13 protein-coding genes are annotated in these 13,699 nt (G+C 42.2%); 8 read left to right on the top strand and 5 right to left on the bottom strand.

What is annotated here, in order from left to right; translation table 11 throughout:
* Positions 1 to 196: 196 nt before the first annotated feature.
* On the bottom strand, positions 197 to 337 hold the full coding sequence (locus FIS9605_RS43170) for a hypothetical protein (protein WP_155960552.1): 141 nt from the start codon (positions 335 to 337) through the stop codon (positions 197 to 199).
* Positions 338 to 449: 112 nt separating this feature from the next.
* Here FIS9605_RS43170 and nifV point away from each other — a divergent pair, with 112 nt between their 5' ends.
* The 6 genes from nifV (at position 450) to FIS9605_RS38445 (ending at position 4,984) form a co-directional block, all read left to right on the top strand.
* Positions 450 to 1,583, top strand: a complete 1,134-nt coding sequence (gene nifV, locus FIS9605_RS0128085; protein WP_026735552.1) for a homocitrate synthase — start codon at positions 450 to 452, stop codon at positions 1,581 to 1,583.
* Positions 1,570 to 1,848: a nitrogen fixation protein NifZ gene (locus FIS9605_RS0128080; protein ID WP_026735551.1), complete on the top strand. Its 279-nt coding sequence runs from the start codon at positions 1,570 to 1,572 to the stop codon at positions 1,846 to 1,848. The genes nifV and FIS9605_RS0128080 overlap by 14 nt, the downstream gene beginning before the upstream one ends.
* 12 nt (positions 1,849 to 1,860) lie before the next feature.
* Positions 1,861 to 2,064 (top strand): putative nitrogen fixation protein NifT, encoded by a 204-nt coding sequence (gene nifT / locus FIS9605_RS0128075; protein WP_026735550.1) that lies wholly within the window; start codon positions 1,861 to 1,863, stop codon positions 2,062 to 2,064.
* Positions 2,065 to 2,201: 137 nt separating this feature from the next.
* On the top strand, positions 2,202 to 2,741 hold the full coding sequence (locus tag FIS9605_RS0128065) for a (2Fe-2S) ferredoxin domain-containing protein (protein WP_026735870.1): 540 nt from the start codon (positions 2,202 to 2,204) through the stop codon (positions 2,739 to 2,741).
* 894 nt (positions 2,742 to 3,635) lie between these two features.
* Entirely contained in the window at positions 3,636 to 3,845 is a 210-nt protein-coding gene (locus tag FIS9605_RS0128060; protein WP_026735549.1) for a hypothetical protein, read from the top strand.
* Positions 3,845 to 4,984 carry an alpha/beta fold hydrolase gene (locus FIS9605_RS38445; RefSeq protein WP_035140289.1) on the top strand — a complete coding sequence of 380 codons (1,140 nt, stop codon included), beginning with the start codon at positions 3,845 to 3,847 and terminating at the stop codon, positions 4,982 to 4,984. Before FIS9605_RS0128060 ends, FIS9605_RS38445 begins: the two co-directional genes overlap by 1 nt.
* 16 nt (positions 4,985 to 5,000) lie before the next feature.
* Here FIS9605_RS38445 and FIS9605_RS0128050 read toward each other — a convergent pair whose 3' ends face one another.
* The 3 genes from FIS9605_RS0128050 to FIS9605_RS0128040 form a co-directional block, all read right to left on the bottom strand.
* Positions 5,001 to 5,357 carry a type II toxin-antitoxin system PemK/MazF family toxin gene (locus FIS9605_RS0128050; RefSeq protein ID WP_026735547.1) on the bottom strand — a complete coding sequence of 119 codons (357 nt, stop codon included), beginning with the start codon at positions 5,355 to 5,357 and terminating at the stop codon, positions 5,001 to 5,003.
* Entirely contained in the window at positions 5,347 to 5,589 is a 243-nt protein-coding gene (locus tag FIS9605_RS0128045) for a hypothetical protein (protein ID WP_026735546.1), read from the bottom strand. The genes FIS9605_RS0128050 and FIS9605_RS0128045 overlap by 11 nt, the downstream gene beginning before the upstream one ends.
* 106 nt (positions 5,590 to 5,695) lie before the next feature.
* The gene (locus FIS9605_RS0128040) at positions 5,696 to 6,319 is read right to left on the bottom strand and encodes a class I SAM-dependent methyltransferase (RefSeq protein ID WP_026735545.1); all 624 of its coding nucleotides are present in this window, start codon (positions 6,317 to 6,319) and stop codon (positions 5,696 to 5,698) included.
* 94 nt (positions 6,320 to 6,413) lie between these two features.
* Here FIS9605_RS0128040 and hemH point away from each other — a divergent pair, with 94 nt between their 5' ends.
* A complete protein-coding gene (gene hemH, locus FIS9605_RS0128035; protein ID WP_026735544.1) occupies positions 6,414 to 7,577 on the top strand; it encodes a ferrochelatase in 1,164 nt (387 codons plus the stop codon).
* A gap of 753 nt (positions 7,578 to 8,330) precedes the next feature.
* On the opposite strand, the gene psbA is transcribed toward hemH, so the two are convergent.
* On the bottom strand, positions 8,331 to 9,389 hold the full coding sequence (psbA, locus tag FIS9605_RS0128030) for a photosystem II q(b) protein (protein WP_026735543.1): 1,059 nt from the start codon (positions 9,387 to 9,389) through the stop codon (positions 8,331 to 8,333).
* Between the two features lie 263 nt (positions 9,390 to 9,652).
* Here psbA and FIS9605_RS0128025 point away from each other — a divergent pair, with 263 nt between their 5' ends.
* Positions 9,653 to 13,237, top strand: a complete 3,585-nt coding sequence (locus FIS9605_RS0128025) for an NB-ARC domain-containing protein (protein WP_026735542.1) — start codon at positions 9,653 to 9,655, stop codon at positions 13,235 to 13,237.
* Positions 13,238 to 13,699 lie beyond the last annotated feature (462 nt).

The raw sequence follows: 13,699 nt of genomic DNA, 5'->3' as shown, positions 1-13,699 counted from the left end.
TAATTGCTGGATTTAGCTTATTACTTATATCAGGAATTGCTAAGACTTATATTAGCTACATGCTATTCGATGAAATCTCTAATCATCCTGGAGAAAATAATCATTAATTTATACCAATTCCTGGTTTGATGCCATACAGAATGCAAAGAATGATTGGGTGAAAATTATAAAGAAGGAAAAAATTATGAATTATGAATTATGAACTTTGCACTACTTGCAACAGCTTCCAGGTAGAGCCTCCCTCGTTACCAGGTTGAACCTGGTAACGAGAATTAAGAGCCTCTGGCTCTTGTTGAGAATAGTGCAAGATGTCAATTATGAAATTTTCAACATTCATTATTCATCCTTCATCTTTTATCCTTAATTAAGTCATTGCTCATTACCAGTAATTTTTCGGGGCATCAAACCAGAAATGGTATGAAAAATATTGCCTAAGAGGTATTCTTGCAATGAATCAAGTTCTTATTAATGATACGACTCTGCGTGATGGCGAACAAGCAGCGGGTGTTGCTTTCAACAAAGAAGAAAAAGTAGCGATCGCCAAATTTCTCGATGCTATCGGCGTTCACGAGATAGAAGTCGGTATTCCGGCGATGGGTGAGGAGGAAACAAGAGCGATCGCAGCAATTTCTGACTTAGGTTTATCTGCTAAGTTGCTAGGCTGGAATCGCGCTGTCATTTCAGATATTCGGGCTTCTATGGCCTGTGGTCTGAGCCGCATGCATGTTTCCATTCCCGTCTCTGGAATTCAAATTGCTGCGAAATTTCACGGTCAGTTGCGGATAACTTTGCAACAACTCAAAGATAGTATCAGCTTTGCTGTCGATCAAGGTCTTTGGGTAGCAGTAGGAGGAGAAGATTCTTCTCGTGCAGATGAAAACTTCCTCTTTGATGTAGCGCACTATGCCCAAGAGTGGGGTGCATCGCGGTTTCGTTTCTGCGATACTGTCGGCGTTCTCGACCCCTTTACCACCTACACAAAAGTCAATCGGCTAGTTTCGGCTTTGACGATTCCTGTGGAAATCCACACCCACAATGATTTTGGTCTAGCAACTGCTAATGCCCTTGCTGGTATAAAAGCGGGAGCTTCGTCAGTGAATACCACAGTTAACGGGTTGGGTGAAAGAGCAGGAAACGCAGCTTTAGAAGAAGTGATCATGGCTCTCAAACGCATTCATGGTATTAATGTTGGCATCGATACTCAGCGTTTGTTAGAACTGTCCCGACTGGTAGCAGCCGCATCTGGTTGCACTGTACCGCCTTGGAAAGCAATTGTTGGTGAAAATACCTTCGCTCACGAATCTGGTATTCATGCTCACGGTGTGTTGCAAAACCCTATCACCTACGAGCCATTTGCACCCGAAGAAGTTGGTTGGGAGCGGCGTTTAGTTGTAGGTAAGCATTCTGGCAGGCATTTGCTATCTAATTTGCTACAGCAACATGGCATCATCCTCAATACAGAAGAAACCCAATCTGTATTAGACGCAGTACGGCAGCAGTCAATCGAGAAAAAACGCAGCCTCACTACTCAAGAACTTCTGAATTTAGTTTACAAACAGAAGGTTTCCCATGCAATCAGATGATGAAATAGAGCTATACGATCCGCCTGCTTTTGACATAGGTGATAAAGTTCGACTCCGCAAGCAGATCAAGAACGATGGAACTTTTCCAGGTCAAGAAATTGGTGTAATTCTCGGTAAAAAGGGAGAGATTGGTTACGTCGTTAGCATAGGCTCTTTTTTACAGAGATCCTATATCTATGCAGTACATTTCCTAAATACGGGATTTATCGTTGGTTGTCGCAAAAAAGAACTGGAACTGGTTGAAAAATCAAAAGATTTAGAATGAGGAATCATAATCATGAAAGTAATGCTGCGTAAAAATAGTGCTGGTACTTTGGTTGTTTATGTTGCTAAAAAAGACCTTGAGGAAGAAGTTGTTAAACAAACAGAAGGAGCAGAGGGTAAGATTTTTACTTTGGCAAATGGTTGGGAATTAGCCTTTCCTAACTTACCAGATCCGCTAGAACTACCTCAAACTTTTGAAGCAAAGCGTCTCGCATAAAATTTGTTGTTTGTTGTTTGTTGCTTGTTGTTTGTTAATTGTTGTTTGGAAAAAGGAACTATCAACCAACCACCACCAATCAACCACCAACAACCAACCACCAACAACCAACCATCAACCACCAACAATCAAAAAAAATGAGTGACAAGTACCTGACTTTATCGGAATTTAACTTGGAGGGACAGTTTCTTGGTTTTGTAGGCGATCCACCAGGGGAGTTTAAATACTTGCGCTTGGCGATCGCATCTGGGGAAGTGCGGCTGAAACTTCCTAAACAGTTACGTTGCTCTCTCAGTTTAAACTTACAACCTGGTGAACTCATTCGCGTATTTGGTCTGAGCAAATTAAATTCCCATACGGGCAAAATCAAATTCAAAGTTTATGGGGTGAAACCACTTGGTATTTGTCCAATGCAAAAAATACCCCTGCAACCAAAAGCGAGAATTTTGGTATGTCAAAAGTCCGGTTGCCGCAAACGGGGTGGTCAAGGATTATTATCAGAATTACAAAAGACTTTGTGCGATCGCGGTTTACAAGATCGAGTTGTGATTGAGACTACTGGCTGTTTAAAATGTTGCGATAGCGCACCCAACTGTATTTTACAATTGGGTCAAAAGGAATTTAAAAAGGTACACCCAGAAGCGATCGCATCTCTATTGGAAAGTCACATATTTTAACTCATATATTGCACCACCTGCAACTGCCTGGAGGCAGAGCCTCCATATCCTCGTTACCAGGTTAAACCTGGTAACGAGAATTATGAGAGGGGTTTGTAGACGCGCATCGGTGAGGGGGTCGCAGTCTTGGACGCCACTTGCTTTATGCCGGGAGACCCGTCCACCGCAGTGGTTCCGCTTCCCGTCACGATTGCGAACCCCCGTACGCCGTAAGGCGTTCCCGCAGGGTACCCGGAGGGCTTGGTGCAGGTTGCTTAAGTGACAGCTAATGTGAACCGATCTATATTGGCTCTGATGGCGCGCTTAATCTAATGACTTATTGCACCAATAGTAATTCTTGCGGCATTTAGGTTCACTCGCTTGAACCAATTCTATCTGAGGTTGCACTCTGTAAGATCCCCGACTTCTGGTGAGAAGTCGGGGATCTGTCTTTCTTATTTTTTTTCTTTTCAGGCTTTACGATCACATCCTCCACCGATCGATGTCTTTACAGTTGAGTTACACACAATTGATTATTCAACCCTTATGCTTAGAGAATGCAAGTACAACTGAGGGGCTAGCAGTTCTAAGGATAGCCAACAAAGCTTTTCGGCGTTTTTAACCACAAAATTTTACAAAAATCATCCTTTAGAGTATCCATATTCTAACTCTATTGATAGGGATTTTCAGTACTGAGGAGAAATATTATCGAAATACGAACGCGAGGTTTATTAAAAACTTGTCGTCAACCAAAAAACATAACTAAGAAATTTGTTAATTTTTGGTTAATAGTTAAAAGTCTTTAGTTACTGGTTGTGACTAGTTTATTGTTGACAAATAATAACTACCTATTAGCAGCCGGCACTATCACTCTATTGATTGAATTCAACATCACCGATTACCAGGAGGATAAAAATGCCTACTAAAACAGTACCAAGATATAGTGCCAATCAAGTAGTTTTCTTTCTTGGTGGTATGGGCAAAATTTTAAGTTTCCAACCAGATTCTGGTACGTGGACTTATGCGATTGAAATGGAAATGGGAGAAGCGCCAGAAATGGGTAGACTAGGTGCTGAAACAATTATCCTAATACATGAAACAGAAATTCAAGGTGTAAGGAATTAATGAATACTTGTAGTGATTTCTATTATCCTCAAATTGAGATACCCAGTTATCTAATAGTATTCTTGACAGCGTTACCATTCTCAATATTTCTGATTGTTTTTGCTATTAATCAATCAGATGTCATTAGTTTCTATGTCTGGGTTTCTACCGCCTGTTTGATAGTTGGTCTGCCTTTTATGGCGACGCTAAACAGAGAAAATGAGGCGTTACAATCTGTGAGTAAATCTACTGTGCGTTACCATATACCAACTGTTCAGCATTACTGTAACCATAAAGACTGGTTGTGGCGGGGTTGGAAGATTCGTTACGCCTGCGTGCCTAATCCAAAAAGTAAGTTATCAGTGATTTTGCTGCATGGTTTTGGTGCTTCTATTGGTCACTGGCGACAGAATATACCAGAATTAGCAAAGTACTACAATGTTTACGCATTGGATTTATTGGGTTTTGGAGCATCTGCCAAGCCTAATGTTTCTTATTCTGTCAAACTTTGGGTAGAGCAAGTCTACGAGTTTTGGCGGACGTTTGTGAAAGAACCCGTCGTGCTAGTGGGTAATTCGATTGGTTCTGTAACTTGTTTGGCAGCAGCAGCGGCTCATCCAGAGATGGTGCGAGGCGTTGTTATGATTAGTCTACCGGATACGTCAAGCACTGAAGAATCAATTCCAGCAGTGATACGTCCGTTACTGCGTAGTTTTAAAAATATTTGCGCCTCACCTCTGTTGTTGCGATCGCTGTTTTATTTTTTGCGTTATCCCTGTGTCCTCAGACATTGGGTAGGAATGGCTTATGCCCGTAAAGAAGCAATTACGGAAGAGTTGATTGAAATTCTCACAACACCTGCTCGCGATCGCCACTCTGCTAGGGCATTTTGTGCGATTATCCAAGCCATGCTCAGTCCGCAATTTTTCCCATGCATTAAGTCTATTTTAAGTAATCTCCAGATTCCCTCTTTGTTGTTATGGGGTAAGTGCGATCGCATGATTCCCCCTGCTTTGTCTCGTCGTTTCTTAAATTACAACCCAGCACTGCAATTAATAGAAGTGGAAGACGCCGGACACTGTGCTCATGATGAGCATCCCGAACGAGTAAACCAGGAATTACTCATTTGGATTCAAACGCAGGTATTAAACGCTTTGTAATTTGTGCATGCAATCTCTATGGATATTGAACTACCACAGCCAATGCTAATACTACCGCTTCCAGCTTCTTTTCTTCCAGTACACCCAGTTTATTTGTGAAACGTTCTACAGAAACGGAGCGAGTTTGTAAAGGATTAGCAGCAGAAGCTTTTGTTAATCCGTTTTGTAACGAAGGTGTTATTTGTACAATCCAAGGAATGCCAGAAAATGCTGGTTTCCAACCAGTAATCGGGATGACTAAACGCAGTTTCAAACCTTCCAATCCATCAGCGCTAATCACAATAGCCGGGCGTGTTTTCTGAATTTCATCGCCTCTGGTAGGATCGAGCTGGACACGCCAAATCTCACCCCGCTTAGGTTCACTACTCGTCATCCCAGTTTTCATCTTCTACATATTCTTCTGCCCACTCCATCTCCTCGCTACCTGGGACAAAATATTCTGCAATAGTCGCCGCCTGCTTCGCTAACAATGCATTGCGTTCTTCTGGTGGTAATTTTAGCAAAGTACGCAGAGCAACTATTTGTTTTTCATCTGCATTGACTGAAGATGAATCAGTCAAATCTCCCATGTCAGCATTTTGGATTAATGCTTTATTTTCAGTCATAACTAACCTATAGCAATCGGATCAATCAATCTATAACATTTTAGCTTTGTACACATCCCCTCTCCCAGACGCGCCATGGCGCGTCTCTACATCTCTCCCCCTTTCCTTACTTCCTCGCCTGGATCACCTGCAAACTTCCGCCTGCATACAAACTTTGCTTATCAATACTAAACCCTGTCTCAACTAACAACCCAGGCAAATCAGTCTTTAGCAACTGCCAAGCAGTCTCTGTCTCAAACAGCCATAAAAACAGCCACACAGATGGTAAAAATAGAGGATTACTAGGATTATGAAAATCTACTAGCGTAAACACTCCACTAGGTTTTAGCACACGGTATACTTCCTTAATAATTTTTCGCAATTGCTCAGGCTGCATTTCGTGTAACGCGACACTCGTATGCACCAAATCAAATTCATTATCTGTAAAGGGCATCTCCTCAGCAAAAGCTTCCACATATTCTGCTTGTGGTACATTTTGTTTTGCACGTTGCAGAGATAAGGGTGAGGCATCTAGTCCTGTTACATTTTGTGACAATTTCACTAACAATTGCGTTGCTTGTCCGCTTCCACAACACAAATCTAGAACTTTCGTATCTGAGTTAATTGTTAAGCCTTGCAAAGCTAGTTGTCGGAAACGTTCTTCGCCACCTACGCTTATAGCCGCCAAACGGGATATAGCATCATAAAGCCACTGGTAACGATAACTCCAATCTCGTAAAATTGTAGCCACTGCCTTTATTCCTTGTCGTTAACTTATATATTTAATAAAGATATATTGTTAACATTAGTGAAAAAGCTGAAAAGATTGGGGGACTTTCACTGCTATGGGTCGTGTAGGCGTATTACTACTCAATCTCGGTGGTCCAGAGAAATTAGAAGATGTTGGGCCGTTTCTATTTAATTTATTTTCCGATCCAGAAATTATTCGCCTACCCTTTCCCTGGTTGCAAAAACCCCTAGCTTGGTTTATTGCTTCACGCCGCACAAAAAAATCTCAAGAAAACTATCGCAAAATTGGGGGTGCTTCTCCGTTGCGGCGCATCACCGAAGCCCAAGGAGAAGCCCTGAAAGAACAACTGCAAGCCTTGGGGCAAGATGCAAAAATCTACATAGGAATGCGCTATTGGCATCCTTACACAGAAGAAGCGATCGCTCGTATCATTCAAGATGGCATCGAAAAACTGGTAATATTACCCCTTTATCCTCAATTTTCCATCAGCACCAGCGGCTCTAGCTTTAGACTATTAGAAAAACTTTGGCAAGAAGACCCAAGACTTCAGCGTATTGAATACACAGTTATTCCTTCTTGGTACAATCAACCAAGCTATCTTCAGGCAATGGCGGAATTGATAGCCCAGGAAATTGACCAAGTACCCAATGCAGATGATGCTCATGTCTTCTTTAGCGCTCACGGCGTTCCTAAAAGCTACGTAGAAGAAGCAGGCGATCCTTACCAGCAAGAGATTGAGGAATGCACCTATGCAATTATGCAGACGCTCAATCGACCCAATGCCTATACATTGGCTTACCAAAGTCGTGTCGGCCCAGTAGAATGGCTGCAACCTTACACCGAAGATGCTATCCCGGAACTTGCAGCCAAAGGCGTGAAAGACTTGGTTGTCGTACCGATTAGTTTTGTTTCTGAACACATTGAAACACTCGAAGAAATTGATCTCGAATATCGAGAAATAGCAGAAGAAGCAGGAATTCATAACTTCCGCCGCGTACCTGCTCTCAACACCCATCCGGTATTTATTAGAGCGTTAGCAGACTTGGTAGTTGATGCTCTCAAAGCTCCTAGTATTAAGCTCTCCCAAGTCTACCAAATGAAGAAAAAGGTCAAAATCTATCCGCCAGAGGGTTGGGAATGGGGTATTACTACGAGTGCAGAAGTATGGAATGGTCGTATTGCCATGCTTGGTTTTATTGCTCTGGTGATTGAATTGATTACCGGACATGGTCTGTTGCACATGGTCGGGATTTTGTAACCGCTACGCGGAGTCCAGAGTCAAGAGTCAAAAGTCCAGAGTAATTACTTTTGACTCTTGACTCTGGACTTTTGACTAATAAAAAAACGCTCCTTTGGGGAGCGCTTGCATCAGTTGTATTTCGTTAAGCACTCATAGAAATAACAACCGAAATCTGAAGTGGTAGGAGATTGCAGGAGCAGTAGCAGCCAGGTCTGGAGGGTAATTGTGAGTGTTACGCTCGTGCATCTACGTCCGTCCCAGTAATACTTACAAGTTTTTGAGAGTTAATTACGGATAAGTTGAATTAAAAAATGTGATGGTTAAAGTGCGATCGCGCTGTACTTGATTTGTTAAATCAGTATATTATGCGATCGCCAACTGCATTACCATTCTCAAAAATAATTCACATATGCTTTTTAATGCTTCTTTCTGATATCATTTGCCAATTACCCTGTCTTGAAAATAGGGGAAAGGGGATCGGGGATCGGGGATCGGGGAAGAAATTTTCATTCCCTCGTTGTGGGCAATTGCTCGTGGGGTTCTAGTTTAAAAACTTAGTACAACATTACATAAGTTGATAGCGAAATTTTTGCACCAACACTCTGCGTACCTCCGCGCTGACTCTGCGTACCTTTGCGTTTAAAAACCTGCATTTTTACGCAAAGCTGTACTTAGGAGACAAGAAAAAGCGCCCCTTTGAGGAGCGCTAGCATTGGTTGTAATTCATTAAGCACTCATAGAACAACAACCGAAACCTCAATTGCTAAAAACTTAACTGTTGATTACAGCAGCAGTAACAGCCAAATCTAGAGGAAAGTTGTGAGCGTTACGCTCGTGCATCACTTCCATCCCCAGGTTGGCACGGTTAATGATATCCGCCCAAGTATTAATCACACGTCCTTGAGAGTCTATTACGGACTGGTTGAAGTTAAAACCATTGAGATTGAACGCCATTGTGCTGATACCCAAGGCGGTGAACCAGATACCAATTACAGGTAAAGCTGCGAGAACAAAGTGTAAAGAACGGGAGTTTCTAAAGCTGACGTATTGCCAAAAAAGCCTTCCCAGGTAGCCGTGAGCAGCAACAATGTTGTATGTCTCTTCTTCTTGACCAAACTTGTAGCCGTAGTTGCCTGACTCGCTTTCGCTAGTTTCGCGCACCAAGGTAGAAGTCACCAAGGAACCATGCATAGCAGAAACTAAAGCACCGCCAAACACACCCACAACACCTAGTTGATGGAAAGGATGCATTAAGATATTGTGTTCGGCTTGGAACACTAACATGAAGTTGAAGGTTCCAGAAATACCTAAGGGCATACCGTCACTAAAAGAACCCTGTCCAATCGGATAGATGAGGAACACTGCTGTAGCAGAAGCTAAGGGTGCGCTATAAGCCACACATATCCAAGGACGCATTCCCAAACGGTAGCTGAGTTCCCACTGCCGACCGAGGTAGCAAAAGCAACCGATTAGAAAATGGAAGATGATTAGCTGGTATGATCCGCCGTTGTATAGCCACTCATCCAATGATGCAGCTTCCCAAATGGGGTAAAAGTGCAAACCAATCGCATTAGAAGATGGCACAACAGCACCAGAAATGATGTTATTGCCGTAAAGTAGAGAACCGGCAACGGGTTCGCGGATACCATCGATATCCACGGGAGGAGCCGCAATGAAAGCGATGATAAAGCAGGTAGTAGCGGCGAGCAAAGTAGGAATCATCAACACACCAAACCAACCGATGTATAGACGATTATCTGTGCTGGTAATCCAATTGCAAAAACGCTCCCAGACATTGGCGCTTGTGCGTCTTTGTAAGGTTGTGGTCATATTTCCGAATAATGACAGTGATGATTTATGATTTAGTTGTTGCTTGTTTTGCAGCAACTGATAGCATCCTAAAAAACTTGCTCAGCCTTTGCAGTTACTAAAAGTTATTAAAAGTTATAGAATTTAGTTAGCTATAGTTAGTAGTTCTCACAACAGGTTATAACAATTAAGTAGATAGACATAAATAAACCGCAGTTTGTAGTGAGTACTTAAGCACTCATTGCAAGCTTCTTTTTCTGTGATTTGAAAAATTTTTGCGAAGAATGAATATTGAAGAAGCTTTAGCCATTGTTGAAAGCCTTCTGAAAGAAACAGCTTTAAATGACTTGCAAGAAGTCATATTTAGACAGTGTTGGGAACAAAAAACATATCCAGAGATAGCGGAAAGTTTAGGATATGATGCCGACTACGTTAAACTTGTAGGCTTTCAACTTTGGAAAATGCTTTCAGATGTTCTAGGCGTGAAAGTTACGAAAAATAACTTTCGTTCAGCATTAAAACGGCAAGCCAAACAACAGAATAAAACTAGAGAATCCCCAATCCAAAATCCAAAATCAAACTCCCCGATTTTTCTCTTTACTAAGGGGCATCAGGATTGGGGCGAAACAATTGATGTTACTGTATTTTATGGACGCTTTCAAGAATTAGAAATTCTCGAAAAATGGATACTCAAAGACCGCTGTCGGTTAGTAGCATTATTGGGAATTGGTGGAATTGGCAAAACTTCTTTATCTGTAAAGTTAGGGGAGAAAATTCAGGAACAATTTGAGTATATTATCTGGCGTTCTCTCCATAATGCTCCTAGTTTAGAATCACTACTTGCTAGTTTAATTCAATTTATATCTCAACAAAAAGAAAGTGAATTACCGGAATCTGTCAGTGAAAAAATTTATCGGTTGCTTAATTATCTCCAAAAGCATCGCTGTCTAATCATTCTCGATAATGGAGAGACTATTTTGACAAGTAGTGAGCTAGGAAGGACAGGTAATTATAGGTCAGGATATGAAGGTTATGGTGAACTTTTGCAAAGAATTGGTGAGTTCCGCCATCAAAGTTGTTTAGTACTGACAAGCCGAGAGAAACCAAAAGAAATCGCCATTTTAGAAGGAGAGACATTACCCGTTAGGTCTTTACAGTTATCTGGTTTATCAATTGCAGAAGGACAAGCTATCTTTAACTGTAAAGGAAATTTTACTGGGTTAACTCATGACTGGCAAACCCTAATTCAATCTTATGCTGGCAACCCCTTGGCTTTGAAAATTGTAGCCACTACTATTCGTGATTTATTTGACAGTAATATCTCTCAATTTCTTGCTCAAGGCACGATCATATTTGGTGATATTCAAGATTTGTTAGAACAGCAGTTTCGGCGTTTGTCAGCCTTGGAACAAGAAATTATGTACTGGTTGGCAATTAATCGCGAACCAGTAAGTTTTACAGAATTACAGGCTGATTTGCGATCGCCAACTACCAGTTCTCAATTATTGGCAGCATTAGAAGCTTTAGAGAGGCGTTCTTTGATTGAAAAAGGCAGTGGGTTGTTTACGCTACAGCCTGTTTTGATGGAGTATATGACTAGTTGCTTAATTCAACACGTTTGCACCGAAATTGAAAATCAGGAGATTTCCCTCTTCAAAACCCATGCTCTCATCAAAGCCACAGCCAAAGACTACATCAAAGAAATCCAAATTTACCTGATTCTCAATCCTCTTATTCAACAATTACTCTCTATTTTTGGAACCGCCCATCAAATAGAAGCCCAGTTGATGACGATTGTGGCATCACTGCGCGGCAAAAAATCAATTGAAACAGGATATGTGGGTGGAAATACGATTAATTTACTTCGCCAACTAAACGTAAACTTAAGCAATCATGACTTTTCTGAGTTAACGATTTGGCAAGCGGATTTAAAAGGTGCAAACTTACAGCAGACTAACTTTGCTCATTCGGATATAGCGAAATCTACGTTTACTGCTAATTTAAGTTACATCTTTACGGTAGCGGTTATTCCAGATGGTAGTCTGATCGCAAGTGGCGATACTGACGGCAAAATTTCTTTGTGGCAAACAACAGATGGACAACAGCGCTTGATTTGGGAAGCACACGCAGGCTGGGTACGTTCGATAGTGTTTAGCGCTGACGGTCAAACCCTATTTAGTGCTAGCGATGACCAAACAGTGAAGCAGTGGAATCTTGCGGGTCAATGTTTGCAAGTATTTAGAGGTCACACTAGCTTTGTTTTTTCTGTGGCTTTGCTTGAACGTGGCGATCGCCCCATCCTTGCCAGTGGCAGTATCGACCAAACTATTAATCTGTTGGATATACAGACTGGCAAGTGTTTGAAAACACTGCGAGGACATACGGATTGGGTTTTCTGTGTTGCCTGTAGTTCTGATGGTCGAACTATAGCCAGTGGAAGCATTGACCGGACAATTAAATTCTGGGATATCAATACTGGCGAATGCCTGAAAACTTTGCAGGGACACACCATGAGTGTATATTCAGTAGCATTCAGCACTGATGGCAAAATGCTGGTGAGTGGTAGTGCAGATGGCACTGTGAGGATTTGGGATGTATCTACAGGTCAATGTCTGCATACACTCCAAGGACATACAGGTCATGTTTGGTGTATTGTTTGTAGTAGTGACGGCAATACCATTGCCAGTGGTAGTAGTGACACAACTATCCGACTGTGGAATATTCACACTGGCGAATGTCTGAAAACATTACAGGGACATACTAATACTTTGCGATCGCTAGCCTTTAGTCCCAATGAACAAAATTTGATTGCCAGTGATGATAACCAAACGATTAAACTTTGGGATGTTCGCACAGGAAAATGTTTCCGCAGCTTTCGGGGATATGGTAGCGGTATCTGGGCATTAGCCGCCTCTCCACGCAATCATCATTCTGAATGCCAAATTCTAGCTAGTGGTAGTGAAGACCAAATCATCAAACTTTGGGACATCAATACTGGCACGTGTATCAGAACTATCAAGGGTCATACAAACTGGGTGCGCTTTCTAGCTTTCAGTCCTGATGGTAGAACTTTGGCAAGCGGCAGTTCTGATGAAACAGCCAGGATTTGGGATATTCAAACTGGAGAGTGCCTGAAAATCTTGAGAGGGCATTTAGATTGGGTGCTTTCAGTCGCCTTTAGTCCCGACGGGCAAACCCTCGCTAGTGGTGGCAGTGACAAACAGGTGCGAATATGGGATGTGCATACTGGGCAATGTCTGCACGTTTTTCAACATGACACCGCGGCTGTCTCAACAGTTACTTTTAGTCATGATGGCAAGTTTGTGATTAGCACTGGTGCAGATTCTTTGATCCGCAGTTGGGATGTGCAGACAGGACAATGCATCAGAAAATTTGCAGGACACAATAAAGCCATTTGGTCAGCCGTCTTCAGCCCAGATGGACAAACCTTGACTAGTGGTAGTGAAGATAAAACTGTAAAAATCTGGAATGTTAAGACCGGAGAATGTCTCTCAACCCTGCATGGGCATTCTGGGGCTGTCATCAGTGTATCTTTCAGTCCTGATGGTCGCTTGCTAGCAAGTGCAAGTAGCGACAAAACGGTAAGAATTTGGAATGTGGAAACTGGAGAGTGTTTGAAAGTTCTGCAAGGTCACACGCGATGGATTTATGCAGTAGTATTCATCGATTCTTGTCTGCTTGCTAGTAGCAGTGAAGACCAGACAATCCGGCTTTGGGATGTCGAGACAGGAGAGTGTGTGAAAGTTCTTAGAAGTCAAAGACCTTATGAGGGTATGAATATTGCTGGTGTTAATGGTCTGACTAAGTCACAGCGATTAACGCTTTTGGCATTGGGAGCAATTGACTGACACGGTGACTATCTACGGACTTCTGAAAAGTAAATTATACCATTTCTCTAAATGTTTGATACAGATGATTCTCTATAGCCCACGCCAGGTGCTACAACGCGTGGAAAAGCAACGCACTGGCTCCCCTTAAAAAGGGGGGTTGGGGGGATCTACATATGTTTCACAGTTAAAGGGAATTGGTATTATCCATCTTGTGGGGTGGACGTCTCCGCTCGCCCTTATCATGCGGCAGGCGAGACACCTGCCTCCACAAGAGATTTTTTGGATACTTTTTCATTTGGTAGTCCCTAAAAGGTCAATACGGTTCAGTTAGTACAATTCAATCCTTGGAGATCCCCCTAAATCCCCCTTAAAAAGGGGACTTCAAGATTCCAGTCCCCCCCTTTTCAAGGGGGGCTAGGGGGGATCAAAATCTTAACTGAACCTTATTGCTTAAAAGGTGCGTTACGCTGTCGCGTTAAC

It is taken from the genome of Fischerella sp. PCC 9605 (genome assembly GCF_000517105.1).
Classification (GTDB): domain Bacteria; phylum Cyanobacteriota; class Cyanobacteriia; order Cyanobacteriales; family Nostocaceae; genus PCC9605.
The sequence above is the reverse complement of the archived record's forward strand: the minus strand, read 5'-3'. Positions and strand labels throughout refer to the sequence as shown.

What these genes read in the sequence shown, in the direction of transcription:
- FIS9605_RS0128045 (WP_026735546.1), bottom strand. Translation starts at nt 5,589, where the DNA reads ATGACTGAAAATAAAGCATTAATCCAAAATGCTGACATGGGAGATTTG.
- psbA (WP_026735543.1), bottom strand. Translation starts at nt 9,389, where the DNA reads ATGACCACAACCTTACAAAGACGCACAAGCGCCAATGTCTGGGAGCGT.
- FIS9605_RS0128065 (WP_026735870.1), top strand. Translation starts at nt 2,202, where the DNA reads ATGAGTGACAAGTACCTGACTTTATCGGAATTTAACTTGGAGGGACAG.
- FIS9605_RS0128025 (WP_026735542.1), top strand. Translation starts at nt 9,653, where the DNA reads ATGAATATTGAAGAAGCTTTAGCCATTGTTGAAAGCCTTCTGAAAGAA.
- nifV (WP_026735552.1), top strand. Translation starts at nt 450, where the DNA reads ATGAATCAAGTTCTTATTAATGATACGACTCTGCGTGATGGCGAACAA.
- nifT (WP_026735550.1), top strand. Translation starts at nt 1,861, where the DNA reads ATGAAAGTAATGCTGCGTAAAAATAGTGCTGGTACTTTGGTTGTTTAT.
- FIS9605_RS0128050 (WP_026735547.1), bottom strand. Translation starts at nt 5,357, where the DNA reads ATGACGAGTAGTGAACCTAAGCGGGGTGAGATTTGGCGTGTCCAGCTC.
- FIS9605_RS0128080 (WP_026735551.1), top strand. Translation starts at nt 1,570, where the DNA reads ATGCAATCAGATGATGAAATAGAGCTATACGATCCGCCTGCTTTTGAC.
- hemH (WP_026735544.1), top strand. Translation starts at nt 6,414, where the DNA reads ATGGGTCGTGTAGGCGTATTACTACTCAATCTCGGTGGTCCAGAGAAA.
- FIS9605_RS38445 (WP_035140289.1), top strand. Translation starts at nt 3,845, where the DNA reads ATGAATACTTGTAGTGATTTCTATTATCCTCAAATTGAGATACCCAGT.
- FIS9605_RS43170 (WP_155960552.1), bottom strand. Translation starts at nt 337, where the DNA reads ATGAATGTTGAAAATTTCATAATTGACATCTTGCACTATTCTCAACAA.
- FIS9605_RS0128060 (WP_026735549.1), top strand. Translation starts at nt 3,636, where the DNA reads ATGCCTACTAAAACAGTACCAAGATATAGTGCCAATCAAGTAGTTTTC.